This window comes from Nitrobacter sp. NHB1 (assembly GCF_036964665.1).
Classification (GTDB): domain Bacteria; phylum Pseudomonadota; class Alphaproteobacteria; order Rhizobiales; family Xanthobacteraceae; genus Nitrobacter.
On record NZ_JBAMDA010000001.1, the window covers coordinates 2,448,010 to 2,472,320 of the forward strand.

At 62.6% G+C, this 24,311-nt stretch carries 22 protein-coding genes; 10 read left to right on the forward strand and 12 right to left on the reverse strand.

From position 1 onward, the window contains the following. Positions 1 to 252 precede the first annotated feature (252 nt). On the forward strand, positions 253 to 1,014 hold the full coding sequence (locus tag V4R08_RS11405) for an outer membrane lipoprotein carrier protein LolA (RefSeq protein WP_335580254.1): 762 nt from the start codon (positions 253 to 255) through the stop codon (positions 1,012 to 1,014). 241 nt (positions 1,015 to 1,255) lie between these two features. Beyond that, positions 1,256 to 2,071, forward strand: a complete 816-nt coding sequence (locus V4R08_RS11410; protein ID WP_335579461.1) for an exodeoxyribonuclease III — start codon at positions 1,256 to 1,258, stop codon at positions 2,069 to 2,071. 42 nt (positions 2,072 to 2,113) lie between these two features. Here V4R08_RS11410 and V4R08_RS11415 read toward each other — a convergent pair whose 3' ends face one another. Next, a complete protein-coding gene (locus V4R08_RS11415) occupies positions 2,114 to 2,563 on the reverse strand; it encodes a cyclic nucleotide-binding domain-containing protein (protein ID WP_335579462.1) in 450 nt (149 codons plus the stop codon). 83 nt (positions 2,564 to 2,646) lie between these two features. Continuing rightward, positions 2,647 to 3,333, reverse strand: a complete 687-nt coding sequence (locus V4R08_RS11420; protein ID WP_335579463.1) for a response regulator transcription factor — start codon at positions 3,331 to 3,333, stop codon at positions 2,647 to 2,649. A 219-nt stretch (positions 3,334 to 3,552) separates the two neighbouring features. On the opposite strand from V4R08_RS11420, the gene V4R08_RS11425 reads away from it, so the two are divergent. Continuing rightward, a complete protein-coding gene (locus V4R08_RS11425) occupies positions 3,553 to 4,122 on the forward strand; it encodes a L,D-transpeptidase family protein (RefSeq protein ID WP_335579464.1) in 570 nt (189 codons plus the stop codon). 181 nt (positions 4,123 to 4,303) lie between these two features. Here V4R08_RS11425 and V4R08_RS11430 read toward each other — a convergent pair whose 3' ends face one another. Together V4R08_RS11430 and V4R08_RS11435 are read right to left on the reverse strand one after the other, a co-directional pair. Then, entirely contained in the window at positions 4,304 to 4,981 is a 678-nt protein-coding gene (locus tag V4R08_RS11430; RefSeq protein WP_335579465.1) for a YggS family pyridoxal phosphate-dependent enzyme, read from the reverse strand. A gap of 33 nt (positions 4,982 to 5,014) precedes the next feature. After that, positions 5,015 to 5,719 carry a glutathione S-transferase N-terminal domain-containing protein gene (locus V4R08_RS11435; protein WP_335579466.1) on the reverse strand — a complete coding sequence of 235 codons (705 nt, stop codon included), beginning with the start codon at positions 5,717 to 5,719 and terminating at the stop codon, positions 5,015 to 5,017. 165 nt (positions 5,720 to 5,884) lie between these two features. Between V4R08_RS11435 and leuS the strand changes: the two genes are divergently transcribed. The 3 genes from leuS (at position 5,885) to holA (ending at position 10,302) form a co-directional block, all read left to right on the forward strand. Beyond that, positions 5,885 to 8,536, forward strand: a complete 2,652-nt coding sequence (leuS, locus tag V4R08_RS11440) for a leucine--tRNA ligase (protein WP_335579467.1) — start codon at positions 5,885 to 5,887, stop codon at positions 8,534 to 8,536. Next, on the forward strand, positions 8,523 to 9,107 hold the full coding sequence (gene lptE / locus V4R08_RS11445; protein ID WP_335579468.1) for an LPS assembly lipoprotein LptE: 585 nt from the start codon (positions 8,523 to 8,525) through the stop codon (positions 9,105 to 9,107). The genes leuS and lptE overlap by 14 nt, the downstream gene beginning before the upstream one ends. A gap of 166 nt (positions 9,108 to 9,273) precedes the next feature. Beyond that, positions 9,274 to 10,302: a DNA polymerase III subunit delta gene (holA, locus tag V4R08_RS11450; RefSeq protein WP_335579469.1), complete on the forward strand. Its 1,029-nt coding sequence runs from the start codon at positions 9,274 to 9,276 to the stop codon at positions 10,300 to 10,302. 103 nt (positions 10,303 to 10,405) lie between these two features. Here holA and V4R08_RS11455 read toward each other — a convergent pair whose 3' ends face one another. From V4R08_RS11455 to mnmE, 6 genes are all read right to left on the reverse strand, one after another. After that, complete coding sequence (locus tag V4R08_RS11455; protein ID WP_335579470.1) at positions 10,406 to 10,693, reverse strand: GIY-YIG nuclease family protein; 288 nt, start codon at positions 10,691 to 10,693, stop codon at positions 10,406 to 10,408. A gap of 48 nt (positions 10,694 to 10,741) precedes the next feature. Further along, on the reverse strand, positions 10,742 to 11,626 hold the full coding sequence (locus tag V4R08_RS11460) for a ParB/RepB/Spo0J family partition protein (protein ID WP_335579471.1): 885 nt from the start codon (positions 11,624 to 11,626) through the stop codon (positions 10,742 to 10,744). A 212-nt stretch (positions 11,627 to 11,838) separates the two neighbouring features. Further along, positions 11,839 to 12,699 (reverse strand): ParA family protein, encoded by an 861-nt coding sequence (locus V4R08_RS11465; protein WP_335579472.1) that lies wholly within the window; start codon positions 12,697 to 12,699, stop codon positions 11,839 to 11,841. Beyond that, a complete protein-coding gene (rsmG, locus tag V4R08_RS11470) occupies positions 12,696 to 13,394 on the reverse strand; it encodes a 16S rRNA (guanine(527)-N(7))-methyltransferase RsmG (protein ID WP_335579473.1) in 699 nt (232 codons plus the stop codon). The genes V4R08_RS11465 and rsmG overlap by 4 nt, the downstream gene beginning before the upstream one ends. A 254-nt stretch (positions 13,395 to 13,648) precedes the next feature. Continuing rightward, positions 13,649 to 15,514 carry a tRNA uridine-5-carboxymethylaminomethyl(34) synthesis enzyme MnmG gene (gene mnmG, locus V4R08_RS11475; protein WP_335579474.1) on the reverse strand — a complete coding sequence of 622 codons (1,866 nt, stop codon included), beginning with the start codon at positions 15,512 to 15,514 and terminating at the stop codon, positions 13,649 to 13,651. Between the two features lie 176 nt (positions 15,515 to 15,690). Continuing rightward, positions 15,691 to 17,067: a tRNA uridine-5-carboxymethylaminomethyl(34) synthesis GTPase MnmE gene (gene mnmE, locus V4R08_RS11480; RefSeq protein ID WP_335579475.1), complete on the reverse strand. Its 1,377-nt coding sequence runs from the start codon at positions 17,065 to 17,067 to the stop codon at positions 15,691 to 15,693. Positions 17,068 to 17,180: 113 nt separating this feature from the next. Between mnmE and V4R08_RS11485 the strand changes: the two genes are divergently transcribed. Further along, a complete protein-coding gene (locus V4R08_RS11485; protein WP_335579476.1) occupies positions 17,181 to 19,232 on the forward strand; it encodes a thioredoxin domain-containing protein in 2,052 nt (683 codons plus the stop codon). Between the two features lie 144 nt (positions 19,233 to 19,376). Continuing rightward, entirely contained in the window at positions 19,377 to 20,291 is a 915-nt protein-coding gene (locus V4R08_RS11490; protein ID WP_335579477.1) for a phosphatase PAP2 family protein, read from the forward strand. Positions 20,292 to 20,353: 62 nt separating this feature from the next. On the opposite strand, the gene rho is transcribed toward V4R08_RS11490, so the two are convergent. Then, entirely contained in the window at positions 20,354 to 21,619 is a 1,266-nt protein-coding gene (gene rho / locus V4R08_RS11495) for a transcription termination factor Rho (protein WP_011508716.1), read from the reverse strand. A 336-nt stretch (positions 21,620 to 21,955) separates the two neighbouring features. After that, on the reverse strand, positions 21,956 to 22,375 hold the full coding sequence (gene hemJ, locus V4R08_RS11500) for a protoporphyrinogen oxidase HemJ (RefSeq protein ID WP_335579478.1): 420 nt from the start codon (positions 22,373 to 22,375) through the stop codon (positions 21,956 to 21,958). Between the two features lie 462 nt (positions 22,376 to 22,837). Between hemJ and V4R08_RS11505 the strand changes: the two genes are divergently transcribed. After that, positions 22,838 to 23,680, forward strand: coding sequence for a pyruvate, water dikinase regulatory protein (locus V4R08_RS11505; protein WP_335579479.1), 843 nt, complete (start codon positions 22,838 to 22,840; stop codon positions 23,678 to 23,680). A gap of 9 nt (positions 23,681 to 23,689) precedes the next feature. Next, positions 23,690 to 24,298 (forward strand): Maf family protein, encoded by a 609-nt coding sequence (locus V4R08_RS11510; RefSeq protein WP_335579480.1) that lies wholly within the window; start codon positions 23,690 to 23,692, stop codon positions 24,296 to 24,298. Positions 24,299 to 24,311 lie beyond the last annotated feature (13 nt).

Below are 24,311 nucleotides of genomic sequence, written 5' to 3' on the forward strand. Positions count from 1 at the left end.
AATGCGCGCAAGTTATTGATCGAGGGCATTTTCTTCACGTGAACCGGATTCCACAAATGCTCTCACGCGGCAGCGACATCTGTTAGACCTCGCCCGGGAAAAAGCGATATCCGCGGCGGCGCGAAGCGCTGTAAAAGGAACACTTCGGGCGGACAGGACGAGACATTGAGCAGACACGTGACACATTCATCCGCGGCCCGCCGTCCGATCCGCATTCGCGCGCGCGCCGGTGCGGTCTGGCTCGCTGCGGCGCTGACCGCAGGTCTTTTAATTCCGCCCGTAATTCTGCCTGCCCTGGCGCAGGCCGTTCCGATTCCGCACCCGGCCCCGAAGGCTCGCGACAGCGCGCCCACGGCGAAACTTCTGGGCAGCGTCGAACCGGCGGTCACCGGGACCACGCAACCGCCCGACCCGATCATTCCCGACCGGCGCCGCAACGTGCCGGCAAATATGTTCGCAACCTTCAGCGCGGATCAGAAGGCGGCGGCGGCGCGAGTCAGCGCCTATCTGTCCTCGTTGCACACGCTGGCCGGAAACTTCGTGCAGGTCGGCCCCGACGGCAGCCGCTCGACCGGCGAATTCTACATCCAGAAGCCGGGCAAGGTACGGTTCGAATACGATCCTCCGTCGCCGATCGCGATGATCTCCGACGGCACCTCGCTCGTCGTTCGCGACACCAAGCTCGCGACCCAGGATATCTATCCGCTGTCGCAGACGCCGCTGCGCTATCTGCTGTCGGATCGCATCGACCTGATGAAGGACACCAACGTCGTCAGCGTGACGTCGGACAATCTCTACATCAGCGTCACCATCGAGGAGAAGCAGGCACTGGTCGGCACCTCCCGCCTCATGCTGATGGTCGGCGCCAAGGACGGCAAGCTCAAGCAGTGGACCGTGACCGATCCGCAAGGGTACGACACCACGGTGGCGATCTACAATCTGAACACCACGGCGAAACTCGATCCCGCCTTGTTCAAGATCGACTATACCCGGTATCCGACGCCGAACAATTGAGCGCGGCGACGCGCACAAGGTCATCACCGAGCTTGCCCCGGTGATCCATCCAAAAATCTCACAGGTCGAATAGTGATGGATACGCGGGTCAGGCCGGCGTATGACGGCACTATAGCGTTTTCGAGCGAAGTGGGTACCGGTTCGCATAAAGAAAACGCGTCAAACAAATAGCTGGAGCCCGGCTTTGATTCCATCAAAGCCGGAATAGCTCTGGACTTGTCGACGGCTTCGCCAGAAATCCATGCAGATCACCCTCACGACCTGGAACATCAATTCGGTGCGGCTGCGCATCGACCTCGTTGCGAAGTTTCTGAAGGCGCAACGCCCCGACGTGCTGTGCCTGCAGGAGACCAAATGCCCCGACGACGCCTTTCCGCTGAAACGCTTCCGCCGGCTCGGCTACGAGCACGTCGCGCTCAACGGGCAGAAGGGCTATCACGGGGTCGCCGTGGTCTCAAAGCTGCCGTTCGACGCCAGCAACATCCGCACCTTCTGCGACAAGATCGACTCGCGCCATGTCGGCGTGACCTTCGGCGGCGAGGCGGGTCTCGCCGCGCCGCTGCTGCTGCACAATTTCTATGTGCCGGCGGGCGGCGACATTCCCGATCCCGCGCTCAATCCGAAGTTCGCCCACAAGCTGCAATTCCTCGACGAGATGAAAGCCTGCGCACCGCTGCATCCGCAGGGCGGCGACCGGCATGTCCTGGTCGGCGACCTCAATGTCGCGCCGCATGAGAACGACGTCTGGTCGCACAGGCAGCTCCTGAAGATCGTCTCGCACACGCCGGTCGAATGCGAGAAGCTGCTCGGCTTGCAGAATCACGGCAACTGGGTCGACATCGCGCGCGAACGGATTCCGATGTCGGAGAAAGTCTATACGTGGTGGAGCTATCGCGCCGCCGACTGGGTTGCCGCCAACCGCGGCCGCAGGCTCGATCACATCTGGGTCTCGGAGGCGCTGCGCGACGGAATCCGGGACTTCCGCATCACCCGCGACGCCCGCGGCTGGAAGCGTCCGTCCGATCACGTGCCGGTGACGGCGGTGATCGAGGTCTAACTTCGACACCGGTTGGGATACGCAACGCAGCCCGGCTCTAGTCTAGCTACTCAGCTTCGCCGATGCCGTCAGGATATCGTCGGTCGCCTGCCGGGTGCGGTTGGCGAGTTCGTCGCGAAGGCGGCGCGCGGCGGCGGGATCGCTGTCGAGCACGCGCAGGAACAGGGTGCGCGGAATGCGAATCGCCATCGAATATTCCAGCGCGGTCGCGGTGGCCGGCCGCGACATCGGAACGATCAGGGCCAGCTCGCCGATCAGCGTGCCGCGTTCGGCGACGACTTCCCGATCGCCGCCGTCCCCGACATGAATGCGAAAGCCGCCTTCCTGAACGACGTATCCTGCGTCCGCCTCGTCGCCGGCGCGAAACAGGATCGAGCCGCGGGCGAACTGCTGCTGTTCGGCGCCGATGGCGAGCACGCGCAACGCCTCGGCGCCCAACAGGCGCAGGGTCGCAACGCGCTCAAGCAGGACAACGTCATCGTCGATCGACATGCCAAACCGGTTCGGCGATCCATGCGGGGACCGCCTAAAAGCTGTTTTGACGAGAGCTGATACGAATCGTCAACCCAAAAGTATCACGGCACCAGCTTGTAGCCACCGGCTTCCGTCACCAGAATCTCCGGATTGGCGGCGTCTTTCTCGATCTTCTGGCGCAACCGGTAAATGTGGGTTTCCAGCGTGTGGGTGGTGACGCCGGAGTTGTAGCCCCACACCTCCTGCAGCAGCGTCTCGCGCGACACCGGCATCTGCCCGGCCCGGTACAGGAAGCGCAGAATCGCGGTCTCCTTCTCGGTCAGCCGCACCTTCTTGGCGTTGGCGGTCGTGAGCATCTTGGAGCCGGGCCGAAAACTGTAGTGCCCGACCGAAAACACCGCGTCCTCGCTGGCCTCATGCTGGCGCAACTGCGCGCGGATGCGCGCCAGCAGCACCGCGAAGCGGAACGGTTTGGCGATATAGTCATTGGCGCCGGATTCAAGACCCAGAATCGTGTCCGAATCGGTATCGTGACCGGTGAGCATGATGATCGGCGCCTTGAATCCGCCCTTGCGCAGGCTGCGCACCACCTCGCGCCCGTCGGTATCGGGCAGGCCGACGTCCATCAGCACGAGATCGGGCGAATGGGCTTTGGCGGCGCTGGCGCCCTTGGCGCCCGTGTCAACCGCGGAGGCCTCGAATTCCTCATGCAGCGACAACTGCTCGACCAGCGTGTCGCGCAGATCGGTATCGTCGTCCACGATCAGGATTTTGCGGGCGTTGGCCATTGATGCGATCCTTCTGGCGGCGGAACAGCCGGCGACAACACCAGCCACACTTCATAATCAGGTGTGCAAGTCGTGATTCGTCCGGACCTATGAACCTGATGCGATTCACGATCCGAATGGAGTCTACTCCAGAACCGGCGGGAATTTGGACGAATGTTGCTGTAATGACGTGCAGGACCAATGTTTCGGCCGCAGAGCGGGCGGAGACCTTCTCATTCCATGCGAAACTCAGGTTTTTCAACGCCTTGCACGACACATTTCCGTGATCGGCCGCTCGCGGCGATCCTTGTCCGGGCCGCGGCCGGCCGGCCGGAGCGGGGCTGGCTGATCGCGGAGGGTCAGGCTTCTCCGGTGGCGCTCGGCCGAGGTGGCATCCGGGCCAACAAACGCGAGGGCGATGGCGGCACCCCAAAGGGGATTTTCCGGCCCATCCGGCTATGGTGGCGCCCCGACCGGCACCCGCGGCCGCGGACGTTGCTGCCGGTGCGCCCCATCACGCCAACCGACGCCTGGTGTGAAGACCCCGCCGACCGGCGCTACAACCGGCCGATCCGGCTGACGCGTAACGCGACCGGCGACCGGCTGACGCGCGAGGATCATCTCTACGATTTCATTATCGAGATCGACCACAACACCCGCCCCCGCATCGCCGGGCGCGGCAGCGCCGTGTTCCTGCATCTGGCGCGCGACAACTTCGGCCCGACCGCCGGATGCGTGGCGATGACGCAGCCCGCAATGCTGCGGCTGTTGCGGCGGATCGGGCCGCAAACACGGATCGAGATCGGGTGACTTACCGAGGGCATCGCCACACACTCCGCGTCGTCCCTGCGAAAGCAGGGACCCATACGCCGAACCATCGCGGCTGAAAACCGGCACTCGTGGCCGACACTTTCCAACCGACAAACGCCGGTGGTTATGGGTCCCGGCTCGCACGCAAGTGCGCTTTGCCGGGATGACGGTCAGCTATAGATCACCGCGTCCCGAAAATCGCCGAGCCGACCCGCACGTGGGTCGCGCCCAGGGCAATCGCGACGGCGAAGTCCGCGCTCATGCCCATCGAGAGCTGTGTCAGCCCGTTGCGTCTGGCGATCTTGGCGGCGAGCGCGAAATGCGGCGCCGGCGCGTCATCCACCGGCGGAATGCACATCAAGCCGGCGATCGTGAGGCCATAGGTGTCGCGGCATCGCGCAATGAAATCGTCGGCATCCGCTGGCGCGATGCCGGCCTTCTGCGGCTCCTCGCCGGTGTTGATCTGCACGAACAGGTTCGGCCGCCGGTTTTGCCGGGCGATTTCCGTGGCCAAGGCTCCGCAAATGCTCGGGCGGTCAACCGAATGGATGGCATCGAACAGAGCGACGGCTTCCCTGGCCTTATTCGATTGCAGCGGACCGATCAGATGCAGCGCGATGCCGGGATGCTTCGCCATCAAAGCTGGCCACTTTCCCTTGGCCTCCTGCACGCGATTTTCGCCGAAAACCCGCTGCCCCGCTGCAATCACCGGCGCAATCGCGTCCGTATCGAAGGTTTTCGACACCGCCACCAGCGTCACCGAGCAGCGTTCGCGCCGCGCATCCCGGCAGGCGCGGACGATACCGGCTTCCACAGAAGCAAGACTGCTTGTTGCGGGCACCCCGTCAGCAGTGGTCATTTTGATTCAGCCGCCTTGATTAAGCCGCCCCGCCTACACCCGCGCCGGAATCGCGAGGCCGCGCTGCACCGCCGGCCGCGCCAGGCCCTGGTCCAGCCAGGCCGCGACATGGCGGAAGCGGTCGAACCCGACGATCTCGCGCGCCTCGTAAAACCCGATCAGATTGCGCACCCAGCCGAGCATCGCAATATCCGCGATGGAGTAGTCGCCGCCGGCAAACCACCGATGTGTCGCCAGATGCGCGTCCATCACGCCGAGCAGCCGCTTCGATTCCGCCACATAGCGATCGCGCGGGCGCTTGTCCTCGAAATCCTTGCCCGCGAACTTGTTGAAAAACCCGACCTGACCGAACATCGGCCCGACGCCGCCCATCTGGAAGTGCAGCCACTGGATGGTCTGCCAGCGCCGCGCCGGGTCCGCCGGCAGCAATTGTCCGGTCTTCTCGGCGAGGTATTGCAGGATCGCCCCAGATTCGAACAGGCCCAGCGGCTTGCCGCCGGGGCCGTCGGGATCGAGAATCGCCGGGATCTTGCCGTTGGGATCGAGCGACAGGAATTCACGGCTCTTCTGCTCGTCCTTGCCGAAATCGACCAGATGCGGCTCGTAGGGCAGCGCGATCTCCTCCAGCATGATCGAGACCTTCACCCCGTTGGGCGTCGGCACCGAATAGAGCTGAAGACGATCCGGATAGGCGGCCGGCCAGCGGCGGGTGATCGGGAAAGCGGAGAGGTCGGCCATTGGGTCACTCGGGAAAGGGGGAGGTCTCCCGCTTACACCGCAAAACCACACCGGTTGCAAACCGCACCGCAACGCGCGTCCGCCCCGTTGACCCCCGGTCCGCTTTCATGGCCTAGTCGCGCCATCTTTTTGACGCCCGCAAATCACGAAAAACACTGCGATTCCATGACCTCAGACCGTTACAACGCCCGTGACGCCGAACCGCGCTGGCAAGCCGCGTGGGACGAGCAGGCGATCTTCGCGACCAAGAACGACGACCCGCGCGAAAAATACTACGTGCTGGAGATGTTCCCGTATCCGTCCGGGCGCATTCACATCGGCCACGTCCGCAACTACACCCTCGGCGACGTGATCGCGCGCTACATGCGCGCCAAGGGCTACAACGTGCTGCACCCGATGGGCTGGGACGCTTTCGGCCTGCCCGCCGAGAACGCCGCGATCGAGCGCAAGGTCGCGCCCAAGGCGTGGACCTACGACAATATCAAGGCAATGAAGAAGCAGCTCCGGTCGATCGGGCTCTCGCTCGACTGGGCAAGGGAATTCGCGACCTGCGATCCCGCCTACTACAAGCATCAGCAGAAGATGTTCCTGGATTTCCTCCGCGCCGGTCTCGCCGAACGCGAAAAGCGCAAGATCAACTGGGATCCGGTCGACATGACCGTGCTCGCCAACGAGCAGGTGATCGACGGGCGCGGCTGGCGCTCCGGCGCCGTGGTCGAGCAGCGCGAGATGAACCAGTGGGTCTTCAAGATCACCAAGTATTCGCAGGAACTGTTAGAGGCGCTCGACACGCTGGACCGCTGGCCCGACAAGGTGCGGCTGATGCAGCGCAACTGGATCGGCCGCAGCGAGGGCCTGTTGATCCGCTTCGCGCTCGATCCGGCGACAACGCCTGCCGGCGAAAGTGAACTGAAGATTTTCACCACGCGGCCCGATACCTTGTTCGGCGCGAAGTTCATGGCGATCGCGCCGGATCATCCGCTGGCGCAAGCGGCAGCGAAGAACAACCCCGCGCTCGCCGCATTCATCGCTGAATGCAAACAGCGCGGCACCGCGCAGGCCGAGATCGACACCGCGGAGAAGATGGGTTTCGACACCGGCATCCGCGCCATTCATCCGTTCGACGAGAACTGGACGCTGCCGGTCTATGTCGCGAATTTCGTGCTGATGGAATACGGCACCGGCGCCATCTTCGGCTGTCCGGCGCACGACCAGCGCGACCTCGACTTCGTCAACAAGTACGGCCTCGGCAACACGCCGGTGGTCTGCCCCGAGGGACAGGACCCTGCGAGCTTCGTCATTACCGACACCGCTTACGACGGCGACGGCCGCATGATCAATTCGCGCTTCCTCGACGGCATGACCGCCGAGGCGGCGAAGGAAGAAGTCGCGAAGCGGCTGGAAAGCGAAGTGCGCGGCAACATGCCGGTCGGCGAGCGCAAGGTGAACTTCCGCCTGCGCGACTGGGGCATCTCGCGCCAGCGCTACTGGGGTTGCCCGATCCCGGTGATCCATTGCCCGACATGCGACGTGGTTCCGGTGCCGGACGAGGATCTGCCGGTGACGCTGCCGGAGGATGTGACGTTCGACAAACCCGGCAACGCGCTCGACCATCATCCGACCTGGAAGCACGTCGCCTGTCCGCAATGCGGCGGCAACGCCACGCGCGAAACCGACACCATGGACACCTTCGTCGATTCGTCGTGGTACTTCGCGCGTTTCACCGATCCGTGGAACGAGACCGCGCCAACCACACCTGAAATCGCCAACCGCATGATGCCGGTGGATCAGTACATAGGCGGCGTCGAGCACGCGATCCTGCATCTGCTCTATTCGCGCTTCTTCACCCGCGCGATGAAGGCCACCGGCCACCTCAGTATGGACGAGCCGTTCAGGGGCATGTTCACGCAAGGAATGGTGGTGCACGAAACCTACCGCAAACCCGGCGGCGGCTGGGCCTCGCCGGACGAGGTCAGGATCGAAGTCGCCGGCAGCGGACGCCGCGCCACGCTGACCGCCACCGGCGAGCCGGTCGAGATCGGCGCGGTCGAGAAGATGTCGAAGTCGAAGCGCAACACCGTCGATCCCGACGACATCATCGGCAGCTACGGCGCCGATACCGCGCGCTGGTTCATGCTGTCGGACTCGCCGCCGGATCGCGACGTGATCTGGAGCGAGGAAGGCGTGCAGGGCGCGTCGCGCTTCATGCAGCGGCTATGGCGGCTGGTCAACGAATCGGCCGAGGCCGGCAAGACCGCGCCGCAAGCCAAGCCGGCGGCGTTCGGCACTGATGCGCTGGCGTTGCGCAAGGCGGCCCACGGCGCACTCGACAAGGTCTCCACCGGCATCGAGCGGCTGCACTTCAACGTCTGTCTCGCCAACATCCGCGAGTTCGCCAACACGCTGGCGGAGACTCTCGCCCGCGCCGGCACCCGCAAGTCCGATCTTGTTGAGCCCGACCTTGCGCCGGATTTGGCCTGGAGCCTGCGCGAGGCGGCCACCATTCTGGTCCAGTTGTTCAGCCCGATGATGCCGCATCTCTCCGAGGAATGCTGGCAGGCGCTTGGGCACACCGGCCTGGTCTCGGAGGCCCGTTGGCCACAAATCGAGCGCGATTTGCTGGTTGAAAACACCGTCAAGCTGCCGGTGCAGGTCAACGGCAAAAAGCGGGGCGAGGTGACGGTGGCGAGCGGCGCCGGGAATCCGGAAATTGAGGCTGCCGTTTTGGCGCTTGATGCAGTAAAACAGTCCCTGGGCGGCAAGCCGGCCCGAAAGATTATTATCGTCCCGCAGAGGATCGTGAATGTGGTGGGGTAGGGTGTCGGCTCGACCGGCTCGATCATGGGTCAATCCGCGCATCGCGGCCCGGCTGGGCGTCGTTGCCGTGCTGGCGGCGCTGACGGCCGGCTGCTTCCATCCGATGTATGCCGAGCACGCGGACGGCAGCCCTGCCCTTCGCGACAAGCTGATGGGCGTCGAACTTCTGCCGATCGACAAGCCCAACGCGTCCCGCGATGCCCGGATCGGGGTCGCCATCCGCAACGCGCTCGCGTTCAAGCTTTACGGCGGCGCCACCGGCGCACCGCCGACGCACCAGCTCAAGATCCGCTTCACCACCAGCCGCTCGTCGCTGATGCTCGATCCTCGCACCGCCCTGCCCTCCAACGAGAGCTACGGCATCGACGCGAGCTACCAGTTGATCGAGGTCGCAACCGGCAAGACCGTCCTGAGCGCGAGCACCTTTGCCCGCACCTCCTACGACATTCCCGGCCAGCTCCAGCGTTTCGCGCGTGCCCGCGCGTTCCGTGATGCGGAGGACCGCGCCGCGCAGGAAATCGCCGACAACATCAACACGCGGCTGGCGTCGTTCTTCTACGCCGGCACCTGATCCAATTACAGTTTTTCGATGGGCAGCATTTGCTGTTTCGTCATTGCGAGCGAAGCGAAGCAATCCAGGGGCCGCATAGAAGGACTGGATTGCTTCGTCGCTATCGTTCCTCGAAGACGAGGAACTGAGCTCCTCGCAATGACCGAATGATAAGTACAGGCTGAACATGGTCGCGCTGCGCGGAAAAGACGTCGACAGCTTTCTCGCCCGGCCCGATCCCGGACGCCCGATCATCCTGCTCTACGGCCCCGACGCCGGTCTGGTGCGCGAGCGCGCCGACGCCCTGATGGCCTCGGCCGTCGACGATCCCGACGATCCGTTTTCGCTGGTGCGGCTCGACGGCGACGATCTCGCCACTGAGCCGTCGCGTCTTGTCGATGAAGCCATGACGGTGCCGCTGTTCGGCGGCCGCCGCGCCATCCGCGTCAAGGCCGGATCGCGCAGTTTTGCCGGCGGCGTCGATGCGCTTGTGGACTCCGCGATCCAGGATTGCCGGATCGTGATCGAGGCCGGCGAGCTACGGCCCGAAGCGCCGCTGCGCAAGGCCTGCGAGCGCGCGAAGAACGCGGTGGCGATCGCCTGCTATCCCGACACCGAGCGCGATCTCGCACGCCTGATCGACGAGGAATTGCGCCTCTCGAACCTGAAGATCGCACCCGACGCCCGCGCCATGCTGATGTCGCTGCTCGGCGGCGACCGTCAGGCCTCGCGCAACGAGCTGCGCAAGATCGCGCTCTATGCCCATGGCCAGCGCGAGATCACGCTCACTGACGTGATGGCTGTCGTCTCCGATGCATCCGATTTCAAGCTCGATCCCATCGTCGATGCTGCGTTCACCGGACAGCCGGCCGCGGTCGAAACCGAATTCGCCAAGGCCATGGTCGCCGGCACCTATCCGGGCCTCGTCATTCTGGCCGCGCAACGTCAGGTCGCCTCCCTGCACAAGGCGGCGCTGGCGATGGCGGGCGGCGCGTCGGCCTCATCGGCAGCCGAGAGCGGATTTCCGCGGCTGCATTTTTCGCGCAAGACGGCGGTGGAAACGGCGTTGCGCAACTTCAGCACCGCGCGGCTGGTCCAGGTGATGGATCAGCTTGCGGTCGCAGCGCTGGAGGCGCGCAAGCAGGCGGTGCTGGCGCCGGTGATCGCGCAGCGCGCGCTGATGTCGATCGCGGTGAATGCGCGGAGAAGGGGATAGCTTCGTCATTGCGAGCGAAGCGAAGCAATCCAGGGACACAAGAAAAAGCTAGATTGCTTCGTCGCATGCGCTCCTCGCAATGATGGTTCAGCCTCATCCTGCTTTAGAAAAGCGTTTCGAAGAGATCGTTCCACTTGGGATTGAGACCTTCAATCAACGCAAGCTTCTTCACACGGCTACCGGCCTTTATCTGCTTCTCGCGTGTAATTGCGTCGGTCATGATCTCATGCGTCTCGTACCAAACGAGAATTTTGCACCCGTATTTCTTTGAAAAGCCCGCAACCAAACTTTCTCGATGTTCGAAAATGCGACGCTGCAAATTCGCCGTGACGCCGGTGTAAAGCGTGCCATTGCGCTTGCTCGCTACAATATAAACGCACGGCTGTTTCATACTGCAGCCTGGATTGCTTCGCTTCGCTCGCAATGACGAGCAGGGAGGCTAAGACCCCTTCGAATCCAGCCGTTTCAAAATCTCGTCGAGCTGATCGAGGTCGCGATAGCGGATCTGGACGAGGCCGCCGGGATTTTTGTGATCGACTGTCACGGCGAGGCCGAGCGCATCGCTGACGCGTTTTTCCAGCGCGAGCGTATCGGGGTCCTTCTGCACCCTGTCGGCGCGCGCCTTCTGCGGCTTGCGCTCCGGTACGCCCTCCTCATGCGCCAGCGCTTCGGCCTGCCGCACGTTGAGGCCTTCGGCGACGATTCGCCGCGCCGCCGTGGACGGATCGGGCACGCCGATCAGCGCGCGCGCATGGCCCGCCGACAGCTCGCCGGAGGCGATCAGCGCCTGCACATCGTCAGGCAGTTTCGTCAGCCGCATCATGTTGGCGACATGGCTGCGGCTCTTGCCGACGATTTTTGCGATATCGTCCTGAGTGCGTTTGAATTCACTGGCGAGCGCGTGATAGCCCTGCGCCTCTTCCATCGCGTTGAGATTTTCGCGCTGCACGTTCTCGATGATGGCGATCTCGAGCGCGACATTATCGGTGACATCCACCGGGACAATCGGAACCTCGTGCAGCCCCGCCGACTGCGCCGCGCGCCAGCGGCGCTCGCCGGCGATGATCTCAAAGCGATCCTGCGCACCCTTCACCGGGCGCACCACGATCGGCTGGATCACGCCGTGCTGTTTGATGGAGTCGGATAATTCGCCGAGTTCGGCCTCAGCAAATGCGCGGCGCGGATTGCGTGGATTGGGTTTTAAAAATTCGATCGGCACCTTGCGCTGCGCGCGCGGGCGTTCGGCGTGTGCGGCCTCGCCGCCGACGTCACCGATCAGACTTGCAAGACCGCGGCCCAGTCGCGAACGCGCTTCGTCGGCCATCGCCAGCTCCCTTGGATTCACGCGCAGCACTCCACACCTGCTTGTCCAGGCGTCGTCATTGCGAGGAGCTCAGTTCCTCGCCTTCGAGGAACGATAGCGACGAAGCAATCCAGTTCTCGTGCGGCTTTCTGGATTGCTTCGCTGCGCTCGCAATGACGTCCTGCATGTTTCGTTTTGTTCATCCACCTCCGTGACCGGAGGTAGTGGTTCCTTCAATGCGTCGTGCGCAGCTCGCGCTCGCGCTGGATCACCTCGGTCGCGAGCTTCAGATAGGCTTCGCTGCCGCTGCATTTGAGATCGTAGACCAGCACCGGCTTGCCGTAGGACGGCGCTTCCGAAATGCGCACGTTGCGCGGGATCATGGTGTCGTAGACTTTCGAGCCCATGAACTGGCGCACGTCGGCAACCACCTGGTTCGACAGGTTGTTGCGCGAGTCGAACATGGTCAGCACGATGCCGTGGATCGACAGATTCGGATTGAGCGTGGAGCGCACCTGCTCGACCGTCTGCAACAGTTGCGACAGGCCCTCAAGCGCGAAGAACTCGCATTGCAGCGGCACCAGGATCGCATCCGACGCCGCCATGGCGTTGACCGTGAGAAGGTTGAGCGACGGCGGACAGTCAATGAGCACATAGGTGTAATCGCTGTTGTCGGCCGCGTTGCCGTTGAGCGCGGCGATCGCATCGCGCAGGCGGAAGGCGCGATCCTTGGTGGTGCCGAGCTCGAGTTCCAGACCGGAGAGGTCCATGGTCGATGCCGCGATGTGCAGACGCGGCACCGCGGTCGGCACCACGGCATCACGCAGCGGCGCTTCGCCGATCAGCACGTCGTAGGTGGAGACGTTGCGATCGCGGCGGTCGATGCCGAGGCCGGTCGAGGCGTTGCCTTGCGGATCGAGATCGACGATCAGCACGCGCTCGCCGATTGCGGCGAGCGCGGTGCCGAGATTGATCGCCGTCGTGGTCTTGCCGACGCCGCCCTTCTGGTTGGCAAGCGAAATGATCCGGGGATGGCCGGCAGTGGACCCGGAATCCTTGCCATCATCTTGATAAATCTCATCAATTATCGTCATGCGCGACGCCATGCCTGCTTGGTCGGAGGACGGTCGCGCCGCTCGATGCGATCGAGTTCGACGATCCAGCCTTGTCCGCCGGTGCGGCTGGAATGAAGACGAGGCTCAATATTCCAATATTTAGTAGCTTCCGTCAATTCTGCTTCTACATCTTGACCCTTGAGCAACAATGCCTTGGCGCCCTGCTTCACCACAGGTTCGGCGAAGCCGAGCAGCATTTGTAGAGGCGCAAGCGCCCGGGCGGTGACACAATCGATCCGGCCCTCCAACCTGTCCACATAATCCCCGATATCCGTCGGGTGAATGACTCCCGGCGCCTTGGTGATCCGGATCGCCTCGCGAAGAAATGCCGCCTTCTTGGCGTTGCGCTCGACCAGATCGATTCGGGCGCCCTCGACGTCGGCCAGCGCGCAGGCCAGCACCACGCCGGGAAAACCGCCGCCGCTGCCGAAGTCGGCCCAGCGTTTCGCCTGCGGCGCCAGCGCCAGAAGCTGAAGCGAATCCGCAATATGGCGGGTCCAGAGCTGCGGCAGAGTCGACGGCGCAACGAGATTGGTTTTTGTCTGCCATTGGACCAGCAGATCGACGTAAGCATCAAGCCGCGCCTCCGTTTCATGTGAAACAGGCGTCAGCGCCAGCGCGGCCGCCTTGTCGGAGGCCGAAAGATGTGATTGAGCCTGTCGATGTCCCGGCATGGTGTCATCGTCAGCATACGGGACCGTGCGATTCCCGGCCACATCTGTTTTGCAATCGCCTGCCCGCATTCTGCGGTCGGTCGGTCATTGGCCGACAAGCCCGGCCGGGGCCTGGCGCTTATGGTTGTCATGCCCGGACGTGGTCCGGGGCATCCATCTTGACGAAGGATGAACGGGGCAGGTCCGGATGGTCATGCTCAACGCCCGTAGCGTTGTTTCACGTGAAACAGGCGTCCCGCGATTTGAGGCTTCGGCTATGCCGACTTTGCTTTACGCGCTTCCCGGCGCAAATAGGCCGCCAGAATCCCAAGTGCCGCCGGGGTGATGCCGTCGAGACGGCCCGCCTGCCCAACCGTCCGGGGCCGGGCGCGCGCCAGTCTGGCCCGCGCCTCGTTGGACAGCCCCGGCACGGCATCGTAATCGATATCGGCGAGCACGAGGCTTTCGTCACGGCGGAATGCTGCGACATCGGCGGTCTGGCGCTTCAGATAGACGTCGTATTTGGCATCGATCTCCAGATGCACGGCGATTCCCGGATCGACTGCGGTCAAATCCGGCCAGATCGCGGCCACCTCGCCCCACCCGATCTCGGGATAGGCCAAAAGCTCGAACGCGGACCGCCGGTGGCCGTCGCGGTTGAGCGAAAGCCCGTGCCGGGCGGCCTCGTTTGGCGTGATGGACAGCGATGTCGCCAACGCCTTCGCCGCGCTCAAGGCCGCCTTCTTGGCCCGATGATGGGCCGCGCGTCCTGGCCCGATGCAGCCCATTGCAATGCCCTTGTCCGTGAGCCGCTGATCGGCATTGTCGGCGCGCAGTGTCAGCCGGTACTCGGCGCGCGAGGTGAACATCCGATAGGGCTCGGTGATCCCGCGGGTTACGAGGTCATCGATCATTACGCCGAGATAGCCGTCGGCGCGGTCGAACACGACCGGATCGCCGCCGCCCGCGGCCAAGGCCGCGTTCAGCCCCGCAACAAGCCCCTGAGCCGCAGCCTCTTCATAACCGGTCGTCCCGTTGATCTGGCCGGCGAGGAAAAGCCCCGGCATCCGCCTGGTCTGCAAGGTCGGATCGAGTTCACGGGGATCGACATGGTCGTATTCGATAGCATAGCCCGGCCGGATCATCCGGACTTTCGTCAGGCCGGGGACGGTTGCCAGAATCGCGCGCTGCACCTCCTCCGGCAAGGAGGTCGAAATCCCGTTGGGATAAACCGTGGTGACGTCGAGACCTTCCGGCTCCAAAAAGATCTGGTGCCCGTCGCGATCGCCGAAGCGGACCACCTTGTCCTCGATCGACGGGCAATAGCGCGGTCCCGAACTCCTGATCTGGCCGGAATAGATCGGCGAACGGTGCACATTGGCCCGGATCGCCTCGTGAGTCGCCGGCGTGGTGCGGGTGATGCCGCACTGGATCTGTGGCGTGGTGATTCGGCCGGTCATCACCGAAAACGGCTCCGGCGGATCGTCGCCTGGCTGCATTTCAACAGCCGCCCAGTCGATGGTGGCGCCGTCGAGCCGTGGTGGCGTCCCGGTCTTGAGCCGGCCAAGCGTGAAGCCAATGCGCTCGAAGGACGCGGACAGGCCGAGCGCCGGCGCTTCGTCGACCCGCCCCGCGGGCCAGCTCTTTTCGCCGAGATGGATCAAACCGCGCAGAAACGTGCCCGTGGTGACGATCACAGCACCGGCCTTGAACGCACGGCCGTCGATCAGGCGAATGCCCGCCACCCTGCCGTCGGCAACAATCAGGTCGTCCGCCTCGCCCTCGATCACCGCCAGATTCGCGGCCTCACGAATCGCAGCCTGCATCGCGGCGGCATAGAGCTTACGGTCTTCCTGGGCGCGCGGACCACGGACGGCCGGACCCTTGCGGCGATTGAGCATCCGGAACTGGATGCCGGCGGCATCGGCGACGCGACCCATCAATCCGTCCAGCGCATCGACCTCGCGGACCAGATGGCCCTTGCCAAGTCCGCCGATCGCGGGATTGCAGGACATCGCACCGACGGTCGCGAACCGATGGGTCACGAGCGCCGTCCGTGCGCCCATTCGCGCAGCCGCGGTCGCTGCCTCGCAGCCAGCGTGGCCACCCCCGATCACGATGACGTCGAATGATGCTGTCATGGGCTTTTGTTGCGATATCCGGCCCGACTTCTATCGCAGACCCGCCCGTTCCGGAAGGTCGGAATTTATGGTGAGAAGAAGCACGGGGGTTTCACGTGAAACATCTGCCGAGACGTATCTCGGTAGCGCGTTCTCGCGACGCTGCCTCGCCGGTTTAACAAATGAATCGTTACACATTACTTACCAATGCAGAAATCGCGAAAGAGTGAATCTAGAATATCATCAATATCGACGCGCCCGAGCAGCCGCCCGATCAATCGGACCGCAGTTCTGATCTCCTCCGCCACCAGCTCGTCGCCCTGCCCGACCAGGTCTTCCGCCTTCGCAAGCGATGCTGCGGCATCCCGCAATATGTTGCGGTGCCGTAAACGGGTGATGACGGCGGCTTCGCCCGAACCGAACCAGGTGTCCGAAAACGCAGTCAGTGCCGCCACCAGTTCATCGACGCCATCGCCGCGCGACGCCGAAATCCGGAAACGCCGCGTCGAGACACCCTGCCCCAGGTCCGCCTCTAGCTGCCTCGGGTTCGCCCCATCGTTTTCAGGGCCCGAAAGATCGACCTTGTTGCGCACCAGCCAGAGCGGCGCTCCGCCTTCGCCGATCGTTTGCGATGGACCGACATCGTCCGTGTCGTCATCCGCAAGCCACAGCACCAGATCCGCGGACGCTGCCCGGTCGCGCGCGCGCCGCACACCCTCCTGCTCGACCGGATCGTCGGTCTCGCGAATGCCAGCGGTATCGATCAACGTCACCGGATAACCATCGAGATCGAGATGCACTTCGATGACATCGCGCGTGGTTCCGGCATGCGGCGACACGATCGCCGCCTCGCGACGGGCGAGACGATTGAGCAACGTCGACTTGCCGGCGTTGGGCGGGCCTGTGATCGCGACCGTCAGGCCGTCGCGCAGCCGTTCACTTTGTGCCGATGCCGCAAGGGTTTCTTCGATCTCGCGCCGAAGCCGCGCGATCTTCGCCATCGCGGGCTTCAACAGGTCATCCGGCACGTCGCCTTCATCGGCAAAATCGATTCCGGCCTCGATCAGGGCCGACGCCTCGATCAACTCCCTGCGCCACTCCCTCGCGCGGTCGCCGAGCAGTCCCTGCAATTGCCGCAGCGCTTGCCGGCGCTGCCGGTCGGTATCGGCATGGATGAGATCGTCGAGCCCTTCGGCCTCGGTGAGATCGATCTTGCCGTTCTCGAACGCACGCCGGGTAAACTCTCCCGGCTCGGCAGGTCTCACATTGTCAATCGACAACAGCGCCGCGGACAAGGCATTCAGCACCGCGCGGCCGCCGTGAACGTGAAACTCCGCGACATCTTCGCCGGTCGCGCTCACAGGCCCAGCGAACCACAAAACAACTGTATCATCAATGGCTTCTCCCCGCCGATCGCGCAGCAAGACCCGCTTCGCCGAGCGCGCCACGGGAATTGCGCCTGCGATTTTTTGAAGTGCGGTGCCAGCCTCCGTGCCCGAGACTCGCACGACGGCGATCGCCGACGGCGGCCGGCCCGATGACAGGGCGAAGATCGTTTGCTCTCGCGGATGCATTGCTTATTGTCTTGTCCAGCTTCGGCGACAGACGGAAAATTCAGAACGACAGCGGCAAACCTTTACACCGCAAGCTTTCCGTTATCGCATATTCGAAAGAAGGACGCCTCGATATGAATCACGCCGCTACAGGTTCGGGCCGTCCCGTGAATCGCTTGGCTGCGGAAACGAGCCCCTATCTGCTGCAGCACCAGCATAATCCGGTCGACTGGTGGCCGTGGGGACCCGAGGCGCTCGCCGAGGCGCAGCGGACCAACCGTCCGATCGTGCTGTCGATCGGCTACGCTGCCTGTCACTGGTGCCATGTCATGGCGCATGAGAGTTTCGAGGACGACGAGGTCGCCGCGGTGATGAACGAACTGTTCGTCTGTATCAAGGTCGACCGCGAGGAGCGGCCGGATATCGATCAGATCTACATGAACGCACTGCATCTTCTCGGCGAGCAGGGCGGCTGGCCGATGACGATGTTCCTGTCACCCGATGGATCGCCGTTCTGGGGCGGTACATATTTTCCGAAACTACCTGACTTCGGCCGCCCGGCATTTACCGATGTGCTGCAATCAGTGGCGCGGGTTTTTCACGACAAACCCGAGAGAGTCACGCTGAACCGCGATGCGGTGATCGCGCGGCTCTCCGAACGCACCAAGGCGGAAAGCCCGGCGAATCTCGGCATCGCCGAACTCAACAATGCGGCCGCCTCTATTGCGCGTTCAACCGATCCGGTGAACGGCGGCCTGCACGGCGCGCCGAAGTTTCCGCAATGCTCCGTGCTGGAATTTCTCTGGCGCGCCGGAGCGCGCACCGGCGACGAACGTTTGTTCGCAGCCACCACGCTGACCCTGACGCGGATGAGTCAGGGCGGCATCTACGATCACCTCGGCGGCGGCTACGCGCGCTATTCGGTCGACGACAGATGGCTGGTGCCGCATTTCGAGAAGATGCTTTACGACAACGCGCAGATTCTCGATTTGCTTGCGCTCGACTACGCACGCAGCAAAAACCCGCTGTACCGCGAACGCGCGATCGAGACCGTCGATTGGCTGCGCCGGGAAATGCTGACGGGCGAGGGCGGCTTTGCCTCCTCACTCGACGCCGACTCCGAAGGCAAGGAGGGCAAGTTCTATGTCTGGTCGCTGAGCGAACTCGAAGAGGTGCTCGGCGCTGCCGACGCCGCCGATTTTGCCGCGCGATACGACATCACCGAAAACGGCAATTTTGAAGGCCGCAACATTCTCAATCGGTTGAAGAGCGCCGGCCTCGGCAGCGACGACGGCGCCCACATGCGGACGCTGCGCGCGAAACTTCTGGCGCGCCGCGCAGGTCGCGTCCGTCCGGGACTCGACGACAAGGTTCTCGCAGACTGGAACGGCTTGATGATCGCGGCACTCGTTCACGGAGCCTGCGCCTTCGATTTGCCGGACTGGCTGGAAACCGCCCGCACGGCCTTCGCGTTCATTCGGAAGACAATGACGCGCGGCGACCGGCTCGGCCATTCCTGGCGCGAGGGCAGGCTGCTGGTGCCGGCGCTGGCTTGCGACTATGCCGCGATGGTCCGCGCCGCGCTCGCGTTGTATGAGGCGATCGGCGACAACGCGTATCTCGAGCAGGCGCTGCGCTGGCAGGCTGCCCTCGACACACATTATGCCGACGTCGAGCATGGCGGCTATTATCTCACGGCCGACGACGCGGAGGGGCTGATCGTGCGGCCGCACTCGACGATCGACGATGCCATTCCGAACTATAACGGACTGATTGCGCAAAACCTGGTGCGCCTCGCGACACTGACCGGCGATCCGAAGTGGCGCGACCGGATCGACGCCCTGTTCGGCGCCCTTTTGTCCCGCGCGGCCGAGAACGGCTTTGGCCATCTGGCGCTGCTGAGTGCGCTCGATCTCCGTCTGACCGGCGCGGAAATCGTCGTGGTCGGCGAGGGTGCACAAGCCGACGCGCTGCTCAACGCCGCACGCGCACTGCCGCACGCCACGAGCATCGTGTTGCACGTGCCGAACGCCGATACGCTGCCGGCCGAACATCCCGCGCGCGCCAAGGCCGATTCCGTGCAAGGCGCGGCGGCATTCGTGTGCCGCAATCAAAGTTGCTCACTGCCCGTCGCTGAACCAGCAAACCTGATTGCATTGGTAGCGAATCAAATCACAGGTTCTTAGTTTAGGGAGTCTTAAGCAACAGCGGGCCCGGTATAGGTCCTCATGACTGGTAAGCCGCCCTTAATGCGATCCGGTTAGCGTTTGCCCATGTCATCGGACTCCTTGGACCTTACGGCATTCAGACCAGCAAACCGGATTATCTGGTTGATCATCCTGGCCATGATCGGCGCGCTCGCCGTAAGCTATTGGGCCGCCGGCTTGTCACTTGATCTCCAAAGCGGTTGGAAGATCCTGATCGTCATCCCGGTGTGTCTCTCGGTGGCGTGGTACTACCGCTACCGCCGGGTTGACCCTTGGATAGCAACGGGCGCGGAATCGGCTGCTCAATTTACCCTGATCCTGTTGCTTGGCACACTCTTAAGTTATGCCGCCGCCGCTCCAGCGTTTCCATATCGCGACGCCGAACTTTATGCCGCGGACAGGATACTTCATTTCGACTGGCGATCTTACCTCGCGTTCTTTAACGCGCATCCTGCGTTGGGCTATATTGGCAACATCGTCTACTTCTCGATGAAGCTACAGATTCCAATTGTCCTGATTGTTTTGCTGGCGACATCGAGAATTGCGAAACTGCAGCAGTTCATCATCGCGACCGCGGCATCGCTCATCATCACGCTTGCCATCTTCACCTTCGTGCCGGCGGTGGCCTACTATGCCTATCTCGGAATTCAGCCGTCGGATTTCGCTAATCTTCACCCTTCGACTCCTTATGCTCACATTCGGCATCTTGAGGGAATCCGCAATGGACTCGTGCATGTTGTCCGCTTCAATGACCTCGAAGGCCTGATCACCTTCCCAAGCTTTCACACCGTCTCGGCGCTGCTCTACATCTGGGCTCAGTGGCCGATTCGGTGCCTGCGTTGGCCCGCCGTCGCTCTCAATCTCCTGATGGTCGCATCGACGCCCATCGACGGCGCACACTATGCCATCGACATCATCGGCGGAATCGGTGTCGCCATCATTGCGATTGGCCTAACCAATCGCATGACACGTGGAATTGAAGAAAAGTCAGATGTGCTATCGAAACACGATAGCTTGCCTTCCTCCAGGCCGGCATAAAAAAACGCCCGGCACACAGGCCGGGCGTCGATGATTGAAGTCGGAGTAAAGCCGCTTGCGCTTTAGGTATTCATCGACTCGAAGAATTCCGCGTTATTCTTGGTGTTGCGCAATTTGTCGAGCAGGAAGTCGATCGCATCCATGGTGCCCATCGGGTTGAGGATACGCCGCAACACGTACATTTTCTTGAGCAGTTGCGGATCGGTGATGAGTTCTTCCTTGCGCGTGCCCGAGCGCGAGATATCGATCGCCGGGAAGGTACGCTTGTCGGAGACTTTGCGGTCGAGGATAAGCTCGGAATTGCCGGTGCCCTTGAACTCCTCGAAGATCACTTCGTCCATGCGGCTGCCGGTATCGACCAGCGCGGTGGCGATGATGGTCAGCGAGCCGCCTTCCTCGATGTTGCGCGCCGCGCCGAAGAATCGCTTCGGCCGCTGCAAGGCGTTGGCATCGACGCCGCCGGTCAGCACCTTGCCGGAGGACGGCACCACGGTATTGTAGGCGCGGCCCAGACGCGTAATCGAATCCAGCAGAATGACGACGTCGCGACCGTGCTCGACCAGGCGCTTGGCCTTCTCAATGACCATCTCGGCGACCTGGACATGGCGCACGGCCGGCTCGTCGAAAGTTGAGGACACGACTTCGCCCTTCACCGAGCGCTGCATGTCGGTGACTTCCTCCGGGCGTTCGTCGATCAGAAGCACGATCAGATAGCACTCGGGATGATTGGCGGTGATGGAGTGCGCGATATTCTGCATCAGCACGGTCTTGCCGGTGCGCGGCGGCGCCACGATCAGCGCACGCTGACCCTTGCCGATCGGAGCAACGATATCGATGACCCGCGCCGACAGATCCTTGCGTGTCGAGTCTTCCAGTTCGAGCCGGAACCGCTGATCGGGGAACAGCGGCGTCAGGTTGTCGAAATTGACCTTGTGCTTTGACTTCTCGGGGTCCTCGAAATTGAGTGTGTTGACCTTCAACAACGCGAAGTAACGCTCGCCCTCCTTGGGGCTGCGAATGTGACCTTCAATGGTGTCTCCGGTTCGCAGGCCGAAGCGGCGAATCTGCGATGGCGAGACGTAGATATCGTCGGGGCCCGGCAGATAGTTGGCGTCCGGCGAGCGCAGGAATCCGAATCCGTCGGAGAGAACCTCGACGACGCCTTCGCCGATGATATCGATTTCCTGAATGGCCAGCTGTTTGAGAATGGCGAACATCAGCTCCTGCTTGCGCATGGTGCTGGCATTTTCGACCCCAAGCTCTTCCGCAAACGAGACGAGTTCAGCTGGCGTCTTGGCCTTGAGGTCTTGAAGTTTCATTTCCCGCATTTGGGATGGTCCTGTGGAATGCTTGAGGGGGATTGCCAGGTGGTTTCATGACGACGCGGACGGCTGAAGGGGAAGTCCGCAGGTCCTGACCGTAAAAAAACCTCGAGCGAGGAAGGCGCCGAAAGGCTTCAAACCTGACGTGGCGGCCGGCTCAATAAGGAAACCGGAATGCGACCACATCCGCCTGCTTGGGGTGGGATGTCTGTAATATAGAAAATCGGCTGCCTTCGCGCAAGGAGGAGCGAACCTGTCTCCTTGTCGACCGCCGCCGTCCTCAAATGGCTCGCCGATGGCCGGAACAGATACCTGTCATCAAGGCACCCGGCCTGCGCGACCTTAAGGCTTGACGATGACCAGAATAACAATACCGACCATTAAGGCAGTCACTACCTCATTGATAATACGATAGAATCTCTGACTCATCACATTGCGGTCCGCCGCGAAATCCCGCACGCGGCGGGCGAAGTAGCCGTGAATGGCGGACATCACGATCACGAGCGCCAGCTTCCCTTGAAACCAGCCCACCGAATACCAATGGTGCGCCCACATCATATAAAGCCCGAGCCCCCAGGCTACCATCATCGCGGGATTGATGATCGCCTTGAAGAGCCGCCGTTCCATCACCTTGAACGTCTCGGATTGCTTCGAGCCGATCTCTGCATCGCAGTGATAAACGAACAGCCTTGGCAGATAGAGCATCCCCGCCATCCAGGAAATGACGGCAATCACATGAAACGCCTTGATCCACTCGTACATCGGCCATCTCGCTCAGGGTGTCCCAACCATTATCCGATCCGCTGGAACGTCCGACCCGCGTCAGCGTTGCAACAGTGATGGATAGAGACCCGATCATGGCGATATCCGCAAGCGACTCTTTTCTAAAAGTAAATTTTTAGATTCTAGGGTTAGAGTCTAAGTGACGGTGAATTGCGCCGGCGCAATGCTGTCCTCGCTTTTTCAAAAGCTTGCTCACATTGCCCGAGGATCCATGGCATTCAGCGATAAATCCAAAGACCATCGCGGCCTCAAATACTTACCCCTCCTTCGCACATGATTATCAAGAGACAAGTCCACACGACCTCATTATCATCGGTGGCGTGTGGTGGAGTTTTCCAACCGCGAGGCCTGTGAAGAAAAATCCCGGTTATCCCGAGGCTTTCGCCGGATCAGCGGTATTGCGGCTCAAACTCCACAGCGATACACAGGGTATACAGGGTCATGGCGCCCATCACCGGCAGCAATTTTCATCTTCATCTGGTGTCCGATTCGACCGGCGAAACGCTGATCACGGTGTCGCGCGCGGTGGCCGCCCAATATGCCAATGTCACGCCTGTCGAACACGTCTACCCGCTGGTCCGTAGCCAGAAGCAACTCGACCGCGTTCTCGCGGAAATCGAGGAAGCGCCGGGAATCGTTTTGTTCACGCTCCTGGAAAAGGATCTGGTGGCGCGCCTCGAGGCCAAGTGCCAGGAGATCAACAGTCCCAGCCTCTCGATTATCGGCCCCGTGATGCAGTTGTTTCAGGCCTATCTCGGCGCCGCCACGATCGGCCGCGTCGGCGCGCAGCACACGCTGAACGCGGACTATTTCAGGCGCATCGACGCCTTGAACTACACCATGATGCATGATGACGGACAGCACGTCGAAGGCCTGGAGGAGGCGGATGTCGTTCTGGTCGGCGTATCGCGCACGTCGAAAACGCCAACGTCGATCTACCTTGCCAACCGCGGCATCCGTACCGCTAACGTGCCGCTGGTGCCCGGCATTGCGATTCCGCATCAACTCGAATCGTTGAGGACGCCCCTGGTCGTCAGCCTTCATGCCGCGCCCGAGCGTCTCATTCAGGTCCGGCAGAACCGGCTGTTGAGCATTGGGACGAGGGCGGGCAACGACACCTATATCGATCGTCAATCGGTTGCCGATGAGGTGACCTATGCCCGCCGCCTGAGCGCGAAGCACGACTGGGTCCAACTGGACGTCACGCGTCGGTCGATCGAGGAGACCGCCGCGGCGATCATGAAGCTGTTTGCCGACCGGCAACGGCAGCGGCAGCCCGAGTAAGCACCGGCGATGGCGGTCTGGCGCGAACCAAAACCCTTGATCCTGGCATCGCAAAGCCGGGTGCGTCAGGCCTTGCTTGCCAATGCCGGCCTGTCGTTCGAGACAATTCCGGCCGCGATCGACGAGCGAGCCGTTGAGCGGAGTTGTGGCCTGACGACTGGCGCCGAGATCGCCGTTCGCCTGGCTTGCGAAAAAGCTCGTGACGTTTCGTTGCGCTCGCCCGGCCGCTACGTCCTCGGGGCGGATCAGACGCTCGAATGCAATGGTTGCCTGTTCAACAAACCGGCCGGACGCGCGGGGGCGGCGGCACATCTGCGTGCGCTGTCCGGCCGGACTCACACCTTGCATGCCGGTGTCGCTGTCGTGCGCGACGGCAGGCTGCTCTTTGAAGACGTATCGGTTGCCCGCATGACGATGCGGGAGCTGAGCGAGGGCACGATCGAAGCCTATCTGAACGCGGTTGGCGATGCGGCCATGGCCAGCGTCGGCGCCTATCAGCTCGAGAACCTGGGCATCCATCTGTTCAGCCGGATCGAAGGCGATCATTTCACCATTCTGGGCTTGCCGCTGCTTCCGCTGCTTGCTTTTCTGCGCGATCAGGGGCTGCTGTTATTGTGACGTCGGAAGTTCG

Bases quoted from the DNA above. Each gene is read 5' to 3' on its own strand.
- V4R08_RS11410 (WP_335579461.1), top strand. From the start codon at position 1,256: ATGCAGATCACCCTCACGACCTGGAACATCAATTCGGTGCGGCTGCGC.
- V4R08_RS11415 (WP_335579462.1), bottom strand. From the start codon at position 2,563: ATGTCGATCGACGATGACGTTGTCCTGCTTGAGCGCGTTGCGACCCTG.
- V4R08_RS11420 (WP_335579463.1), bottom strand. From the start codon at position 3,333: ATGGCCAACGCCCGCAAAATCCTGATCGTGGACGACGATACCGATCTG.
- V4R08_RS11425 (WP_335579464.1), top strand. From the start codon at position 3,553: ATGCGAAACTCAGGTTTTTCAACGCCTTGCACGACACATTTCCGTGAT.
- V4R08_RS11430 (WP_335579465.1), bottom strand. From the start codon at position 4,981: ATGACCACTGCTGACGGGGTGCCCGCAACAAGCAGTCTTGCTTCTGTG.
- V4R08_RS11435 (WP_335579466.1), bottom strand. From the start codon at position 5,719: ATGGCCGACCTCTCCGCTTTCCCGATCACCCGCCGCTGGCCGGCCGCC.
- leuS (WP_335579467.1), top strand. From the start codon at position 5,885: ATGACCTCAGACCGTTACAACGCCCGTGACGCCGAACCGCGCTGGCAA.
- lptE (WP_335579468.1), top strand. From the start codon at position 8,523: ATGTGGTGGGGTAGGGTGTCGGCTCGACCGGCTCGATCATGGGTCAAT.
- holA (WP_335579469.1), top strand. From the start codon at position 9,274: ATGGTCGCGCTGCGCGGAAAAGACGTCGACAGCTTTCTCGCCCGGCCC.
- V4R08_RS11455 (WP_335579470.1), bottom strand. From the start codon at position 10,693: ATGAAACAGCCGTGCGTTTATATTGTAGCGAGCAAGCGCAATGGCACG.
- V4R08_RS11460 (WP_335579471.1), bottom strand. From the start codon at position 11,626: ATGGCCGACGAAGCGCGTTCGCGACTGGGCCGCGGTCTTGCAAGTCTG.
- V4R08_RS11465 (WP_335579472.1), bottom strand. From the start codon at position 12,699: ATGACGATAATTGATGAGATTTATCAAGATGATGGCAAGGATTCCGGG.
- rsmG (WP_335579473.1), bottom strand. From the start codon at position 13,394: ATGCCGGGACATCGACAGGCTCAATCACATCTTTCGGCCTCCGACAAG.
- mnmG (WP_335579474.1), bottom strand. From the start codon at position 15,514: ATGACAGCATCATTCGACGTCATCGTGATCGGGGGTGGCCACGCTGGC.
- mnmE (WP_335579475.1), bottom strand. From the start codon at position 17,067: ATGCATCCGCGAGAGCAAACGATCTTCGCCCTGTCATCGGGCCGGCCG.
- V4R08_RS11485 (WP_335579476.1), top strand. From the start codon at position 17,181: ATGAATCACGCCGCTACAGGTTCGGGCCGTCCCGTGAATCGCTTGGCT.
- rho (WP_011508716.1), bottom strand. From the start codon at position 21,619: ATGCGGGAAATGAAACTTCAAGACCTCAAGGCCAAGACGCCAGCTGAA.
- hemJ (WP_335579478.1), bottom strand. From the start codon at position 22,375: ATGTACGAGTGGATCAAGGCGTTTCATGTGATTGCCGTCATTTCCTGG.
- V4R08_RS11505 (WP_335579479.1), top strand. From the start codon at position 22,838: ATGGCGCCCATCACCGGCAGCAATTTTCATCTTCATCTGGTGTCCGAT.
- V4R08_RS11510 (WP_335579480.1), top strand. From the start codon at position 23,690: ATGGCGGTCTGGCGCGAACCAAAACCCTTGATCCTGGCATCGCAAAGC.